Raw genomic sequence first — 16,048 nt, 5'->3', positions numbered from 1 at the left:
TTGCGCGCACAAGCTCCACGTTGTGACGCAGAACACGTACGGTTCGCTTATCTCGATCTCGAGAAGTGAGCAATGGCGCAATCACTCATCGAGCCGGAAGCGCAACGAAGCACTTCTCCAGGGCCGAAAACAATACTCGCTCTTGATCATCCACCATCGATCCGAGACGCACCATGAGCACTATCAACAAGGGGAACAGCAATACGGGGGATGTCGAGTGGTCCACTGGCCCGAGGGGCCGGCCGCTGGTGTACGGATACCTTCGCTTGGACTTGCTGGAGGATTCGGAAATCTCCCGGTGCCAGGCCCAGCTGGAGGCATTCGCCAGGGAGCACGACTATGAGTTCGGGGCGGTGTTCCACGAGCCGTCACCGCAGACCTGCTCGGTTCCGCACGCGTTCGCCGAGCTCGTGCACGCGTGTCGCCGCTCGGGAGCGCATGTGGTCGTAACGCTCGCGGGCCACCTGTCCGGGATGGCGATGCCGCGCATCTGCCTACTGGATTTCCTCGCGGCCCGCGGCAATGCGCACCTCATGGAATTGCCGGCATGACACGTCGAGGTGTATGTCGTTCCCTGTTCATCCCCCACGGCGGCGGTTCCGCGATCGACGATGGCCGGCGCGACCCGGATGGAATGTCTCCTGGAGCAGGAATTCGACGACGATGAAAGAAGTGGAGAGATACGGATACCGTGTGCACTACCGCGATGCCGATGGGCAGGCGTATCAGTCCGAGTGCATCCGTACCGGGAATCTGCACCGCGCGCTTTATCTCGCCAGTCGACTGACCGGCCGGACCGACGTATATCGGGTCGACATTCTCGAGACCCATGAGACGAAACGGATCCAGGCATGAAGGTTGCGGACACGTCGTCCGGCTGCGGCGGTCTCACCTCCTATGGAGCCTGTGCAGAATGCGCAAAAGCGGCAAATCCCGCGTTTGGGGCGGTTGTGCGCACAAGCTCCGTCATGTGACGCCGGACACGTACGGTCGCCCTATCCCGATCTCGCAGGAGTAGGAAGCAATGACGCAATCACTCATCGAGCTGCGGAGCGCCACCAAGCGCTTCCCCGGCACCGGCGGCGGAATCCACACCGCCGTTCGGAATTTGAACCTCGAGGTGCGGCCCGGCGAATTCGTCGCCGTAGTCGGCCCGACCGGATGCGGGAAGTCCACCACGCTCTCGCTGGTGTCCGGCCTGGAACCGGCCTCGGCGGGCCGGACGCTGGTGCGCGGCAAGGACGTGGACGGCATTCCGGACGGCATCGGCTACATGTTCCAGCAGGACGCGGTGCTGCCTTGGAAGAGCGTGCTGGACAACGTCGCGTTCGGCCCGCGCCTGCGCGGCGCGTCGAAAGCCGACGCGCGGGCGAAAGCAGCCGGGTGGGTGCGCACGGTCGGCCTGGCCGGGTTCGAGAGCTACTACCCGCACCAGCTGTCCGGCGGCATGCGCAAGCGCGTCGCACTGGCGCAGACGCTGGTCAACGAACCGGAGATCCTGCTGATGGACGAGCCGTTCAGCGCGCTGGACGTGCAGACCCGCCAGCTCATGCAGGACGAGTTGCTGCGGGTCTGGGCGGGCACCAACGCGGCGGTCATCTTCGTCACGCACGACTTGGAGGAGGCGATCGTGCTCGCCGACCGGGTGGTGGTCATGACCGCGAGCCCCGCCACCGTCTGCGGGGACTTCACTGTCGGCTTGGCCCGGCCGCGCAGCGTCGAAGACGTGCGCTTGACCATCGAGTTCCGCGACATCTACAAGGAAATCTGGGAAACGCTGCGCGACCAGGTCGAGGCGGCCCGAGCGAAGGGAGCCTCCCGTGTCGCATGACGTACTCGTCCAGGATGCCGTGACCGAGCCGGTACTGGAGAACGAGACCGAAGAGCAGATCCTGGCCCGGGTGCGGACCAACGCGCGCCGCGCTCGCCTGCGCACCTGGGGGCTGCGCGCGGCGCTGGTGGCGCTGTGGCTGGGCGCGTGGGAACTCACCGCGACGGTGTGGATCGACCCCTTCTTCTATTCCAAGCCCTCGCTGATCTGGGCGCGGTTGGTCGAATGGTTCACCGAGGGAACCCAATTCGGGACGATCTGGTTGCAGATCTACACCACTGTGCAGGAGGCCGTGCTCGGTTTCGTCATCGGCACGGTGGCCGGCGTCGTGCTCGGCGTGCTGCTGGGCCGCAGCCGGTACTGGGCCGAAGTGCTCGCGCCGTTCATCAAGGCGCTCAACGCGGTTCCGCGTATCGTGCTCGCCTCGCTGTTCATCATCTGGTTCGGCCTCGGGTTGAGTTCGAAGGTGGCGACGGTGGTGGTGCTGGTGTTCTTCGCGGTGTTCTTCAACGCGTTCACCGGGGCACGCGAGGTGGACGGCAACGTGATCAACAATGCCCGCATCCTCGGCGCGAGCCGCAGGCAAGTGCTGATGTCGATCGTGCTGCCGAGCGCGACCACCTGGATTCTGTCCAGTCTGCACACCGCCTTCGGCTTTGCCCTGATCGGCGCGGTGGTGGGCGAATACGCGGGTGCGAGTAAAGGTCTGGGCCTGCTGATCAGCAATGCGCAGGGCACCTTCGACTCGGCGGGAATCTACGCGGGCATGATCATCATCACGGTGATCGCACTGATCGCGGAGTGGGGGATCGGCATGGCGGAGAACCGGTTGCTGAAATGGCGGCCGTCGCAGGCGACATCGAACCACGGGATCTGATCATGAACCGTCGCAAGCATTGGGCGCTCGTCGTCGCCGCGATCGCGGCACTGCTGCTGACCACCGGATGCCGCGACTCGCGCGTCATTCCGATGGCCGACGGCCGCCCTCAGATCACCATCATGGTGGGCGGGCTGGAGAAGGTGATCTACCTGCCCGCCATGCTCACCCAGCAGCTGGGATTGTTCAAAAGCAACGACATCGATGTGAAGCTGCTCGGCGAGCAGTCCGGCGCCACCGCGGAAACCGCACTGCTCAGCGGTGACGTGCAAGGTGTGGTCGGATTCTACGACCACACCATCGACCTGCAGGCCAAGGACCAGTGCATCCGCTCGGTGGTGCAGATGTCGGACGTGCCGGGCGAGGTGGAACTCGTCTCGGCGGCCGACGCGGCCACCGTCACGTCTATCGCCGACCTGCGCGGCAGGAATCTGGGCGTCACCTCGCTCGGTTCCTCGACCGACTTCCTCACCCAGGCGCTCACCGGCAAGGAGGGCATGACCACCGCGGACTACACGCGGGTGAAAGTCGGTGCGGGACAAACCTTCATCGCGGGCATGAACCACGACGGCATCGACGCGGGCATGACCACCGACCCCACGGTGGCGCAGATGGTGAACTCCGGCCAAGCGCGGATCCTGGTCGACATGCGCACCGAGGCGGGGACGAGGGCCGCCCTGGGCGGGTTGTATCCGGCGACGTCGCTGTACATGAGTTGCGCGACCGTCGATGCCCACCCGGAGATCGTGCAGAAGCTGGCCACCGCGTTCGTGCAGACGCTGCAATGGATCCAGACGCACACCCCGGAGGAGATCGCGGAGAAGATGCCCTCGCAGTACGCGAGCGCGGGCAAGGACCTGTACGTCCAGTCGATTCGCGACTCGATCGGCATGTTCAACGGCGACGGGTTGATGAAACCCGAGGGGGCGCAGAACGTGCTCGACATCCTCGGGAAGTACTCGAAGAACGTGCGCCCCGTGCGCGATCGCATAGACCTGTCCGAGACCTACACCACGAAATTCGTGGAGCAGGCGTTGCGCGCGCCGCGCCAGTAGCACCGGCGGGTACCCAGCCGCACCGCCCGAGAGCTCGCGTTCTCTCGGGCGGCGCGGCCGGTGGAACTCGCGAACTTCTCAACTGTGGGGGCACCGCACCATAGACCGACATGAGAGGTGCTCCCAGAAGCGGTTACCCGGCACGGCATCCGAGGTGCGCGTGCATTATCTGATCGGGTTCGCCGGGCTGGTGTGCTTCCTGCTGCTGGCTTGGTTGCCGAGTACCGACCGCCGCGCCGCCGCCGGTCGGCTGCCGCGCATCGCGGTCCTGCTGGTCGCGCAGCTCGCGCTCGGTTTCCTACTGCTCAAAACCGGCGTCGGGCAGACCGTGATCCGCGCCGTCAGCGACAGTTTCGCGCACATACTCGGCTACGCCGCCCAGGGCACCGCGTTCATCTTCGGCGACCTGCCGAACACCGGCAGGAGCGGGCCCGCGTTCCTGTTCTCGGTCCTGATGCCCATCGTGTTCGTCTCCGCCCTGATCGGCATCCTGCAACACCTGCGGGTGCTGCCGCTGATCATCAAGTTCCTCGGCCTGCTGCTGTCGTGGGTGAGCGGGTTCGGCAAGATCGAATCGTTCAACGCGGTGGCCGCCGCCATTCTCGGGCAGTCGGAAGTCTTCATCTCGCTGCGCGGCATGCTGGAGGACATCCCGCCGCAGCGGATGTACACCCTGGCCGCGTCGGCGATGTCGACGGTCTCGGCGGCCATTCTCGGCGCTTACATGCAGCTCGTCGACCCGAAGTACGTGACAGCGGCGATCATGCTGAACATGCTCGGCGCATTCGTGGTGTGCGCGCTGATCAATCCCTACTCCGTCACCGACGCCGACGATGCCGAATTGCTCGGCGCGGAGATCGCCGCCGGTCGCAAGTCGCAGTCGTTCTTCGAAATGCTCACCGACTACATCCTGGTCGGTTTCAAGGTCGCCTTCACCGTCGCGGCCATGCTGATCGGATTCATCGCCCTGCTGGCCATGGTCAACGGCATCTTCGCCGCCCTGTTCAACGGCACCACGTTCCAGGACGTGATGGGGCACGTCTTCGCCCCGTTGGCGTGGCTGACCGGCATCCCGTGGCACGAGGCGGCGGACGCGGGCCGGTTCATGGGCACCAAATTGGTGTCCAACGAGGTGGTCGCCATGCAGGAATTGCGCGAACAACACGATGGACTGTCCGACCGCACCGTCGCGATCGTGTCCACCTACCTGGTGTCGTTCGCGAACTTCTCCACGATCGCCATCGTCACCGGTGCGGTCCGCAGCCTCAGTGAGAAACAGGGAACCGTCATCGCCCGCACCGGGCTGCGCCTGCTCTACGGCGCCACCCTGGTCAGCTTCCTGTCCGCCACGCTCGTCGGCCTGTTGAGTTGAGCCGGAAGCAGACGACCGACGCATATCGTGTGTCCGGATCTGTGGGTTACGTGTCCTTGCGGACCCGGCCCCGTGGCTCGAGACCATCTATGTGCGCGACGGTCCGATCGTCACATCCGCGGGCGTCACCGCGGGAATCGACATGGCGCTGGCGCTGGTGGAAGAGGAGCACGGCGCCGAACTCGCGCGTTCGCTGGCCAGACATCTCGTCGTGTTCCTGCACCGGCCCGGCGGCCAGTCGCAATTCAGCGTGCGTACGAGTATCCCGACGCCACGCACCGACAGCGTGCGTCAGGTGGTCGACGCGGTGATCGCCGACCTGTGCGCCGACCACAGCCTGGCCGCCATGGCCGCCCGTGCCGCGCTGAGCGAACGTCACCTCAGCCGCCTGTTCCGGCAGGAGATCGCCGCGAGCGCCTACGTCGTCGCCGCGAAACCTGCTACCGCACAACCACTTCCGCTCAGTCTCCCGACCACCTCGTTGGCGGGCAGGGTGAGTGCGCTGATCGACACCCACCTGCCGCCGTTCCTCCGCAATCACAGCGTGCGGGGCTTCCTCTTCGGCCGCGCCGTCGCCGAACGGCAGGGCCTGCGGCCCGGTGCGGACTACGACGAGGAGACCATGTACCTCATATGCGCACTGCACGACATCGGTCTGGCCGACCTCGCCGATGGCGACCAGAGATTCGAGATCGACGGCGCCGACTACGCCGCGCGATTCCTCGAGGACAACGGCGTCACCGACGCCAGAGTGGACACGATCTGGGACACGATCGCCGCGCACCTGTCCGGTTTCACCGACTCGCCGGTGTGGCGCCGCCGCAGGCCGCCGGAAACCTGGATCGCCGTGGACGGCATCGGTGTCGACGTCGGCGGCGCGCCGACGGACCTGCCGCCCGGTTTCGCCGACCTGGTGCACGCCGCGTATCCGCGGCTGGGCGGCAGTCGCGCGCTCGGCGCGGCGGTCGAAACCCAAGCTCTGGCGAATCCGTGCAAGGCCCCGCCCGGCAGCCTGGCGGGTTTGATCCTGCAACAGCGCCATCCGGAACTGCCGTCTCTGACCTGGGACGAGATTCTCGCGTCGAGCGGCTGGCGCGACTGAGCTCCCCATGCCCCGCGGGTGGTGCGGCGGGGGCGCACAGCGGAGGCTGCCGGTTCAGCCGTCGGCTTCCTCGGTCGCCCGCTGTTGCGCCTTCCATTCCCGGAAGCCTTCCTCGGTGCGGCCGCGACGCCAGTACCCGGAGATCGACGCCGCCCACTCGGCGGGGACACCGCGTTCCCTGCGCACGTAGCGGCGCAGATCCTGCATGACCGCCTTGGCCTCGCCGTGGATGAACACCTGGACCTGCCCCGGCGCCCACGGCGCGGCGCGGACGGTTTCGGCGAGCAATTCGCCCGGCGGGCGCACGCCGCGGTGCAGCCAGGTCAGCTCGATGCCGTCCGGCTTCTTCAGCGGCAGCTCGTCGTCCGGGCCCGCGACTTCGACGTACGCCAGCCCGGTCGCCTCGCCGGGCATGGCCTCGAAGGCCGCGGCGATGGCGGGCAACGCCGCCTCGTCACCGGCCAGCAGATGCCAGTCGGCATCCGGCCGGGGGGAGTAGGCGCCGCCGGGGCCGTACACGTCGATGGTCGCGCCCGGCTGAACCTCGGCGGCCCACGGTCCCGCGATGCCTTCGGCGCCATGGAAGACGAAGTCCACCGCGATCTCCCCGGCCACGGCGTCCACCGAACGGACGGTGTAGGTGCGCAGCACCTCGTTGCCGTCCTGCTCGAAGATGAACTTCACGTACGAGTCGGTGAACTCGCTGGGCCGGAACGAGGCCCAGCCGGGGCCGCCGAGATGCACCCGGATCAGGTGCGGGGTCAGCCATTCGGTGCGTTGCACCGTGAAGGTGGTGCGGGGGCGTGCCAAGGGAACCTCCGATTGGATTAATTAGGATTGCCTTACTTACCCTACCTGCGTTCCGCTCAGGGTGCGGGCAACCGCTGACGGCGCGCCGCCCGAGCGGGAAGATGAGCGCCATGACGAAGTCCGTGCCGACACCGACCCACGCCGTGCAACAGCGCTATCGCGACCCCCGGCCGGTCGAACCCGCGCAGTGGAACCCGGTGTTGCAGGTGCTGCACGAACATCGCTCGGTGCGCAGCTATCTGTCCGACCCGGTGTCCGACGCCACGCTGCGCCTGCTGATCTCCGCGGCGCAGTCCGCGCCGACCTCGTCGAACCTCCAGGTCTGGAGCGTCGTCGCGGTGCGTGACCCGCGGCGCAAGGCGCGTTTGGCCGCGCTCGCGGGCGATCAGGCCCACATCGTGCAGGCGCCGCTGCTGCTGGTCTGGACGGCCGATTTCGCGCGCGCACGCCAGCTCGCCGACGACCGGAACGCGCCGCTGGAGGGCGCGGACTACCTCGAATCGAGCTACGTCGGATTCATCGACGCCGCGCTGGCGGCGCAGAACGCGGTCGTGGCGGCCGAATCGCTCGGGCTCGGCACCGTCTACATCGGTGCGCTGCGCAACAAGCCGGAAGAGGTGGCGGCCGAGCTGGGCCTGCCGCCGCGGGTGTTCGCGGTCTTCGGCCTGGTGGTCGGCCATCCCGACCCCGCCGAGGACGCGCGGGTGAAGCCGCGGCTGCCGCAGGAGGCCGTCCTGCACCGGGAGACCTACGATCTGGACGCGCAGCGCGCGCACGTCGCCGAGTACGAGACCCGGATCGCGGAATTCTATGCCGAGCAACAGCTCTCGCATTCCTGGACCGAACGCGTGCTGGCCAGGCTGGCCTCGGCGGCGGCGCTGAGCGGCAGGCACCGGCTGCGCGAGTCGCTGACCAACCACGGCTTCCGGCTGCACTGACCCTGCCGCATCAAGCCGCGACCTTCTCGGTGAGCAGTTCGAACGATCGGGCGCGGTCGTCGATGTCGTAGACCAGAGTGTTGATCATCAGCTCGTCGGCTTGGGTGCGCCGCAGCAGGTCCGCGAGCTGACCGCGCACCGTTTCCGGCGAACCGAGCAACTGGCCGGCCCGGCGCTGCCGGATGAACACGCGCTCGTGTTCCGACGGGCGGAAGGCGGCCGCTTCCTCCGGCGTGGCGAGCGCCTGCGGCGTGCCACGCACCAGATTCAGAAAGGCCAGATCGCGCGGACCGGCCAGAGCTTCCGCGCGCTTGTCGGTGTCCGCGCAGATCGCCGCGACCGCCACCATCGCGTGCGGACGCTCCAGGCGCTCCGAGGGCCGGAAGTGCTCGCGGTACAGGGCCAGCGCGGGCTCGGTGTTGTCGGGGCTGATGTGGTGGGCGAACGCGAACGGCAATCCGAGCACGGCGGCCACCTGGGCGCTGTAACCGCTGGAACCCAGCAGCCAGATCTCCGGCTCCTCGCCGCGGCCCGGCGTCGCGGCGATGCCGCCGGGATCGGCGCCGCGAAAGTAGCCGAGCAAGGCGGCCAGTTCCTGGGGGAACGACTCCGCCGAGAGCCCGTCGGCGGTGCGCCGCAGCGCGCGGGCTGTCGCCTGGTCGGTGCCCGGCGCGCGGCCGAGGCCCAGGTCGATCCGCCCGGGATGCAGCGCGTGCAGGGTGCCGAACTGCTCGGCGACCACCAGCGGAGCGTGGTTGGGCAGCATCACCCCGCCGGAACCTACCCGGATGGTCGACGTGGCCGCCGCCAAGTGGGCCAGGAGCACGCTCGGCGCCGAACTGGCGATGCCGGGCATGTTGTGATGTTCGGCGACCCAGAAGCGGTGGTAGCCCAAAGCTTCGGTGCGCCGGGCCAATTCGGTGGTCGCGTCGAGCCCCTCGCCGACGGTGCGACCGGACTGCACCGGCGCCAGGTCCAGTACGGACAGCGGGACGTCGATCATCTATCTCCTCCAGAGTGCCGATCTCCAGTGCCAACGCCCGGCGTCCCGGGTGTATTTCGCCGGAAGGCTCAGCCGCGCGCGATCGCCCGGAACACCTCGATGATCTCCTGCTCGTCCTGGGTGGTGCCGTGGTCGCTGAGCTTGACGATGACGGTGCCGCTGGGCGGGTCGACGTAGACGTACTGCCCGTAGACGCCGACGGCGGTGAGGTCGGCGCCGTCCCCGCCGGTCGGGTGCCACCACTGCGCGGTGTAGGGCCAGTCGCCCACCCGGTGCGGGGCCGGGGTGCGGATGCGCTCGATCCATGCCCTCGGCACGATCTGCGCGTCGCCCACCCGCCCGTCGTCCAGCACCAACTGCCCGATCTTGGCGAAGTCGCGGGCCGTCGCGTTCAGGCAGCAGAACCCCTTCTCCTGGCCGCCGGCGCGATCGAGATTCCACAACGCGTCGTCCTCGGCGCCGATCGGAGCCCAGAGGTCACGCTCCAACAGCTCGCTCAGCGCCACGCCCTCGACCCGAGCCAGCGCCATGCCCAGCAACTGGGTGTCCACGCTGCGGTACTCGCCCTTGCTGCCGGGCGGGAACCGCAGGCCGTGGTGTTCGCGGACGAACCCGGCGAGATCCTCGGTGAGGTACATCCGGGCCGTACCGGTCAGAGGCATGTACTTGTTGTAGTTCTCCGAGACGTCGACACCGGAGGCCATGTCCAGCAGTTCGCGAATGGTGACGGTGTCGTACGCGCCGCCGGTGGTCAGCTCGGGCAGGATCTGCACCAGGCGGTCGTCCTCGCGGAGCTTCCCCGCGGCGATCGCCCGGCCGGTCAGCAGCGACACGATGGACTTCGCCACCGACCAGGAGGACTGGCGGGTGGTCGCCGTGACGCCGTCGCGATACCACTCGTGCGTGCGCGCGCCGCCGCGCAGGACCAGGAACGAGTTGGTGTGCGTGGCGTCGAGGAAGTCGGCGATCGAGAGCTGCGAGCCCTTCCAGGGCACGCGGTCGGGCAGCGGCCGCGGGGCGACCGGCAACGGGCGCGGGGCGGGGGAGGCGGTCACCGTCCGGCTCTCGAACAACGCGCCCTGCTCGGAGGGTGGGTCGGTCATGAGCCGCAGCAGCGTCGGCGGCGACGGAATGTGCAGGACCGCCGTTGTCGCGAACGCCGCGCCGACCAGGACGGCGACGATCACGAGCAGGACAACGGTCGTGCGGAGCGCATAGCGGACCGCCCGCGAGCGCCCGGCTGGCAAAACGGTCATGACAAATGCTCTCAGTGGGGGAACCGATGATGGCACGCCGGAACGCAGCTCCGATAGATGGGCGGCCTGGAGCGGCCCGGAAACGACGCGTCCCATCGGGGCGGTAGCGTGACGAGCTGATTCAGGCCGAACGCGCGATGGTCCGACATCGGGTGTTCGGCGCACCGGCCGGCGACCGGCGTCGTCGCGTCGCGGCCCAGCGAGGGGAAGGACCACGATATGACCGCCTCCGACCGTCACCTTCAGGATGCCGGACCGTTGGATCCGGCGGACAGCGGGGACTCGGAGGGCTATGCCCGGGGCCTGAGCCCGCGCACCATCCAGATGATCGCCATCGGCGGCGCGATCGGCACCGGTCTGTTCTACGGCGCGGGCGGTGCGATCGAGCAGGCGGGCCCCGGCCTCATCCTCGCCTACCTGGCGGCGGGCCTGGCCATCTTCGTGATCATGCGCGCACTCGGCGAACTGCTGACCTATCGGCCGATCTCGGGCAGTTTCGCCGAATACGCCCACGAGTTCCTCGGCCGCTTCGCCGGTTTCGTGACCGGATGGTCGTACTGGGCGGTGTGGGTGGCCACCTGCATGGCCGAGATCACCGTGGCGGGTAAGTACGTCGAGTACTGGTTCGACATCGTGCCGTGGATCACCGCGCTGGTCGTGCTGGCGGTCATGTTCGGCGCCAACCTGATCTCGGTGCGGCTGTTCGGCGAGGGCGAGTTCTGGTTCTCCGCCATCAAGGTGACCGCGATCATCGGCATGATCCTGCTCGGCATCGGCGTGCTGCTGTTCGGCTTCGGTCACGCCTCCGATCCCACCGTCACCAATCTGTGGGCCGACGGCGGCGTTTTCCCCAACGGCATCGGCCAGTCGCTGCTGGTGTTGCAGATCGTGCTGTTCGCCTACGTCGGCGTGGAATTGGTCGGCGTCACCGCCGGAGAGGCGCGCGAGCCCCGCAAGACGCTGCGCAAGGCGATCAACACGCTGCCGTTCCGGATCGGCCTGTTCTACGTCGGCGCGCTCGTGGTGATCATGTCGGTGTCCAGCTGGCGCAATTTCCACGCGGGCAAGAGCCCGTTCGTGGAGGTCTTCGAGCAGATCGGCATCCCCGGCGCGGCGGGCATCGTGAACTTCGTGCTGCTCACCGCGGCGCTGTCGTCGTGCAACTCGGGCATCTACTCCACCGGCCGGATGCTGCGCACCCTCTCGTTGCACGGTGAGGCCCCTGCCCGGCTGAACAAACTGAGCACGAACGCGGTGCCCTATGTCGGCATCACCGCGTCGGCGGCGGCGATGGTGCTCGGCGTGGTCGTCAACGTCATCTCCCCGGACAAGGCTTTCGCCTACATCACCTCGGTGTCGACCATCGGCATCATCTTCGTCTGGGGCGTCATCTTGGTCTGCCACCTGCTCTACCGTGCGAAGGTGGCCCGCGGCGAGCTGCCCGCGAGCGACTACCGGCTGCCCGCCGCGCCGTACACCACCGTCCTGGCGCTGGCCTTCCTCGGGCTGGTGGTCGTGCTGCTGTTGTTCACCGACAGCGGGCGCACGGCGATCGTCGTGGGCGTGGTGTGGGCGGCGCTGGTGTCGGCCGGCTACCTGGGGTTGCGCAAGCTGAGCAAGTCCGGCGCGGCCACAGGCAGCGTGCACAGCAGGTAGCGATCGGGCGCTGGTCGCGGGCTCACCGGGCGGTGAGGAACAGGACCGCGGCGCCGAGCGCCTCGACGCCGCAGTAGAACCAGTTCGGGTAGAAGGCGGTCCGCTCGTCGAGCACGGCGGCCGCCACCCGGCCGAGGGCCATGCCCGCCAGCGCGGCGGCGACGGCGACCATGATCCCGGAGCGCAGGGAACCCAGGTCCGCGGCGGCCACCGCGAGCACCGCCGCCATCGCCACGCCGAAGCCGCCGTAGACGGCGCGGACCTCGTAGCGTGCGCTCGGTTCGGTGAGGTGGATGCCGAACGGCCGAATCAGTGCGACGGGTGCGGCGAGCGCGTACACACCCATGCCCAAAAAGAAGACGCCGACGATTCCGCATACGGCCTGTGCCACTGCGACCTCCAAGGTTTCGGTTCGGTTGGAAAACCCAGCTTGTACCGAGTCGGGAGCCGCCGCTTCCGAAAACCCGCCGCTTCCGACGCGTCGCCCGGACCGGCGCGCTCGACCGATCGGATCACTCAGGCTGTGGTCGGAATGGTCGGTGAGCCCGACCACGGAGTGACCGAGCCGACGGTCGCCTGGCCCAGCACGGACGTCAGGCACTCTCCGAGCGTCGCGGCATCATGGCCGCCGCGACCAGGAGGACCACGGCCATCGCCGCGATGGTGACGAAGACCAGATGGACCGCCGAGGCCAGCGTGGCGGGCGCCGGATGGTCGGTGGGGCCGACCTCGGAGTTCACGATCGCGCCGAACACCGCGACGCCCACCGCACTGCCGATCGAACGCGCGAACATGTTGGCCGAGGTGACCACGCCCCGCTCGGTCCATTCGGCGCTGGTCTGCGCCGCGATCAGGGTCGGGGTCGCGACCAAGCCCATGCCGGCGCCGATCACGAAACAGGACGCGGCGATCTGCCACACCGTCGAGTGCTGCGTGATCAGCAGCGTGCTCGCCGCGCCGAGGGCGGCCGAACCGCTGCCGATCAGCGCGGTCGTACGAAAGCCGAGGCGCAAGTACACCTTCCCGGCCAGCGAAGCGGCCAACGGCCAGCCCAGGCTGAGCGCGCCGACCGTCAAGCCTGCCACCAGCGCCCCGGTACCGAGCACGCCTTGGGTGAACGTCGGGACATACGAGGTCGCTCCGAGCACGATGGCGCCGACCAGAACCGACACCAGGCTGCTGGCGATCACCACGCGGCGGGTGAACACCCACAACGGCAGGATAGGATTCCGCGCTCGGCGTTCCACCAGCACGAACGACACCAGCATGGCCGCGCCGCCCACGAAGATGCCGATGCCGACGGGAGAGGACCAGGCCCACGCCTGGCCGCCTTCGAGCAATCCGAGGATCACCGCGCCCGCGCCGACGGTCAGCAGTGCCGCGCCCGCATAGTCGACGCTCTGCCCGCGCCGCGGCGCGCTCTCGGCGAAGCTGCGCACCAGCATCCACGCGGCCAGCGCGCAGAGCGGAAGATTGATCAGGAAGATCCAGCGCCAGCTGACGTACTCGGCGAACAAGCCGCCCAGCACCGGGCCCGCCACACTGGACATGGCCCACACGCTGGCCAGATAACCCTGCACCCTGGCGCGTTCCGACAGCGTGTACAGATCGCCCGCGATCGTCATGGTCATCGGCTGGATCGCTCCCGCGCCGATGCCCTGCACGGCGCGGAAGATGATCAGGCCGAGCATGCTGGTCGCCATGCCGCACAGCAGCGAGCCCAGCGCGAAGATGGTGATCCCGAACAGGATCACCGGTTTGCGGCCCACGGTGTCGGCGAGCTTGCCGTAGATCGGCACCGTCACCGCTTGCGCCAGCAGATAGATGGAGAACAGCCAGGGGAACTGCGCGAAGCCGCCGAGGCTGTCGGTGATGGTGAGCACCGCCGTGGCGATGACCGTCGAATCCAGCGCGACCAACGCTGTCGCCAGCATCAGCGAACCGAGGATGGCCCCGCGCTCGGAGCGCAGGCCGATGGACGCGGGCACAGTCTCGGTCGCCACCGGGGCCCCTCTCGTTCGCCAGACTAACCACCTCGAACGACGGTATCCGCTGACCAGCTATTCCCGCACCGAGTTTTCTCCTGCCCTGGAACGAAAGAGGGGGCTGCTCACCGAGGCGCGGTCCGGTGAGCAGCCCCTGGTGGTGCACCGGCCGCTGCCGTATCCATCAGCGGCCGGTGCACCGGTCATTGCGGCAGATCCGCCCCGGTGCGTGGCGGCCTCGTCTCGAGGACGGCGAGTTCCTCGTCGGTGAGCAGCCGGGAGCGGATCAGGAAGCGCACGCCTTCGGGCGCTTCCAGGGAGAATCCGCTACCCCGGCCGGGCACCACGTCGACGGTGAGGTGGGTGTGACGCCAGTATTCGTACTGGTCGGCGCTCATCCAGAACGGGGTGTCCGCCGCCGGATACCCGAGCAGCACGTCCGAGGCACCGACCCGGAATTCGCCGCGCGGATAGCACATCGGTGAGCTGCCGTCGCAGCAGCCGCCGGACTGATGGAACATGACCGGGCCGTGCTGTTCGATCAACTGCCGCAGCAGCGCTTCCGCGGGGCCGGTGAAGTCGACGCGGTGCACCTGATCCGGCATCAGAAGAATCCGAGTTTGTCCGGCGAGTAGCTGACCAGCAGGTTTTTGGTCTGCTGGTAGTGGTCGAGCATCATGCGGTGGTTCTCGCGTCCGATGCCGGATTTCTTGTAGCCGCCGAAAGCCGCGTGCGCGGGATAAGCGTGGTAGCAGTTGGTCCATACCCGGCCCGCCTTGATGCCCCGACCGAGCCGGTAGGCGGTGTTCATGTCGCGGGTCCACACACCGGCGCCCAGGCCGTAGAGAGTGTCGTTGGCGATCTTCAGCGCCTCGTCGACGGAGTCGAACGTGGTCACCGACACGACCGGCCCGAAGATCTCCTCCTGGAAAATCCGCATGTCGTTGCGCCCGGCGAAGATCGTCGGTTCGACATAGAAGCCGTCGGGGAACCCCTCGACCTTGCGCGGGCCGCCGCCGGTGAGCACCTCGGCGCCCTCCTGGCGGCCGATGTCGATGTAGGACAGGATCTTCTCGTATTGGTCGTTGCTGGCCTGCGCGCCGATCATGGTGGCCTCGTCCAGCGGGTTGCCACTGCGGATGGCCTCGGTTCGCTCGACGCAGCGCGCGATGAACTCGTCGTAGATCGAGGAATGGATCAACGCGCGGGACGGACAGGTGCACACTTCGCCCTGGTTGAGCGCGAACATCACGAACCCCTCCACCGCCTTGTCGAGGAAGGCGTCGTCGGCGGCCATGATGTCGGGCAGGAAGATGTTGGGGCTCTTGCCGCCCAGCTCGAGGGTGACCGGGATGATGTTCTCGCTGGCGTACTGCATGATCAGCCTGCCGGTGGTGGTCTCGCCGGTGAAGGCGACCTTGGCCACGCGCGGGCTGGCGGCCAGCGGTTTGCCCGCCTCGACGCCGAATCCGTTGACCACGTTGAGGACCCCGGGCGGGAGCAGATCCGCGATCAGTTCCACCACCTTCAGGATCGAGGCGGGGGTCTGCTCGGCGGGCTTGAGCACCACCGCGTTCCCCGCGGCCAGCGCGGGCGCGAGCTTCCAGGTGGCCATCAGGATCGGGAAGTTCCAGGGAATGATCTGGCCGACGACGCCGAGAGGTTCGTGGAAGTGGTAGGCGATGGTGTCGGCGTCGATTTCGCTGATGCCGCCTTCCTGCGCGCGGACCGCGCCGGCGAAGTAGCGGAAGTGATCGACCGCCAACGGCAGGTCGGCCGCCTTGGTTTCGCGTACCGGCTTGCCGTTCTCCCAGGTCTCGGCCACCGCGAGCGCCTCGAGGTTGTCCTCGATCCGATCGGCGATCTTGTTGAGGATGTTGGCCCGCTCGGCCGCCGACCTGGCGCCCCACGCGTCGGCCGCCTGATGCGCGGCGTCCAAGGCCAGTTCGATGTCGGCGGCCGAGGAGCGCGCTACCTCGCAGAATGTCTGACCGTCCACCGGGGAGGGATTCTCGAAATAGCGGCCCTCGACCGGAGCGGTCCATTCACCGCCGATGAAGTTGTCGTAGCGCGCCGCGAATTCGACGACGCTGCCCTCGGTTCCCGGCTTTGCGTAGCTCATGGCGGGTACCTCCTCGCTTGTTGCGGACGTGATGCACACGG

The 16,048-nt window shown here is 67.9% G+C and carries 15 protein-coding genes; 8 read left to right on the top strand and 7 right to left on the bottom strand.

All coding sequences use genetic code 11. The annotated features are described in order from the left end of the window. Positions 1 to 266 precede the first annotated feature (266 nt). From K8O92_29350 to K8O92_29325, 6 genes are all read left to right on the top strand, one after another. Complete coding sequence (locus K8O92_29350; GenBank protein UAK31808.1) at positions 267 to 551, top strand: hypothetical protein; 285 nt, start codon at positions 267 to 269, stop codon at positions 549 to 551. Between the two features lie 473 nt (positions 552 to 1,024). Then, complete coding sequence (locus K8O92_29345) at positions 1,025 to 1,831, top strand: ABC transporter ATP-binding protein (GenBank protein UAK31807.1); 807 nt, start codon at positions 1,025 to 1,027, stop codon at positions 1,829 to 1,831. After that, complete coding sequence (locus K8O92_29340) at positions 1,821 to 2,708, top strand: ABC transporter permease (GenBank protein ID UAK31806.1); 888 nt, start codon at positions 1,821 to 1,823, stop codon at positions 2,706 to 2,708. The genes K8O92_29345 and K8O92_29340 overlap by 11 nt, the downstream gene beginning before the upstream one ends. A 2-nt stretch (positions 2,709 to 2,710) precedes the next feature. Further along, the gene (locus tag K8O92_29335; protein UAK31805.1) at positions 2,711 to 3,763 is read left to right on the top strand and encodes an ABC transporter substrate-binding protein; all 1,053 of its coding nucleotides are present in this window, start codon (positions 2,711 to 2,713) and stop codon (positions 3,761 to 3,763) included. Positions 3,764 to 3,923: 160 nt separating this feature from the next. Continuing rightward, on the top strand, positions 3,924 to 5,135 hold the full coding sequence (locus tag K8O92_29330) for a NupC/NupG family nucleoside CNT transporter (protein ID UAK31804.1): 1,212 nt from the start codon (positions 3,924 to 3,926) through the stop codon (positions 5,133 to 5,135). A 346-nt stretch (positions 5,136 to 5,481) separates the two neighbouring features. Beyond that, entirely contained in the window at positions 5,482 to 6,237 is a 756-nt protein-coding gene (locus K8O92_29325) for an HD domain-containing protein (protein ID UAK36011.1), read from the top strand. 54 nt (positions 6,238 to 6,291) lie between these two features. Here the strand turns inward: K8O92_29325 and K8O92_29320 are convergent, their stop codons facing one another. Then, positions 6,292 to 7,047, bottom strand: a complete 756-nt coding sequence (locus K8O92_29320; GenBank protein UAK31803.1) for a siderophore-interacting protein — start codon at positions 7,045 to 7,047, stop codon at positions 6,292 to 6,294. A 101-nt stretch (positions 7,048 to 7,148) separates the two neighbouring features. On the opposite strand from K8O92_29320, the gene K8O92_29315 reads away from it, so the two are divergent. Further along, the gene (locus K8O92_29315) at positions 7,149 to 7,985 is read left to right on the top strand and encodes an NADPH-dependent oxidoreductase (protein ID UAK31802.1); all 837 of its coding nucleotides are present in this window, start codon (positions 7,149 to 7,151) and stop codon (positions 7,983 to 7,985) included. 10 nt (positions 7,986 to 7,995) lie between these two features. Here K8O92_29315 and K8O92_29310 read toward each other — a convergent pair whose 3' ends face one another. Further along, positions 7,996 to 8,988 carry an LLM class flavin-dependent oxidoreductase gene (locus tag K8O92_29310; protein ID UAK31801.1) on the bottom strand — a complete coding sequence of 331 codons (993 nt, stop codon included), beginning with the start codon at positions 8,986 to 8,988 and terminating at the stop codon, positions 7,996 to 7,998. 68 nt (positions 8,989 to 9,056) lie between these two features. Next, positions 9,057 to 10,244, bottom strand: coding sequence for a beta-lactamase family protein (locus K8O92_29305; GenBank protein ID UAK31800.1), 1,188 nt, complete (start codon positions 10,242 to 10,244; stop codon positions 9,057 to 9,059). 258 nt (positions 10,245 to 10,502) lie between these two features. Here K8O92_29305 and K8O92_29300 point away from each other — a divergent pair, with 258 nt between their 5' ends. Further along, entirely contained in the window at positions 10,503 to 11,900 is a 1,398-nt protein-coding gene (locus K8O92_29300; protein ID UAK36010.1) for an amino acid permease, read from the top strand. 22 nt (positions 11,901 to 11,922) lie between these two features. Here K8O92_29300 and K8O92_29295 read toward each other — a convergent pair whose 3' ends face one another. From K8O92_29295 to K8O92_29280, 4 genes are all read right to left on the bottom strand, one after another. After that, the gene (locus K8O92_29295) at positions 11,923 to 12,291 is read right to left on the bottom strand and encodes a DUF4345 domain-containing protein (protein UAK31799.1); all 369 of its coding nucleotides are present in this window, start codon (positions 12,289 to 12,291) and stop codon (positions 11,923 to 11,925) included. Positions 12,292 to 12,493: 202 nt separating this feature from the next. Continuing rightward, positions 12,494 to 13,903 (bottom strand): MFS transporter, encoded by a 1,410-nt coding sequence (locus K8O92_29290; GenBank protein ID UAK31798.1) that lies wholly within the window; start codon positions 13,901 to 13,903, stop codon positions 12,494 to 12,496. Between the two features lie 185 nt (positions 13,904 to 14,088). Then, positions 14,089 to 14,490: a DUF779 domain-containing protein gene (locus K8O92_29285; GenBank protein UAK31797.1), complete on the bottom strand. Its 402-nt coding sequence runs from the start codon at positions 14,488 to 14,490 to the stop codon at positions 14,089 to 14,091. Beyond that, the gene (locus tag K8O92_29280; protein UAK31796.1) at positions 14,490 to 16,007 is read right to left on the bottom strand and encodes an aldehyde dehydrogenase family protein; all 1,518 of its coding nucleotides are present in this window, start codon (positions 16,005 to 16,007) and stop codon (positions 14,490 to 14,492) included. The genes K8O92_29285 and K8O92_29280 overlap by 1 nt, the downstream gene beginning before the upstream one ends. Positions 16,008 to 16,048: the final 41 nt, after the last annotated feature.

Source organism: Nocardia asteroides, from assembly GCA_019930625.1.
Classification (GTDB): Bacteria; Actinomycetota; Actinomycetes; order Mycobacteriales; family Mycobacteriaceae; genus Nocardia; species Nocardia sputi.
This window is presented reverse-complemented; position numbering and strand designations above follow the sequence as displayed.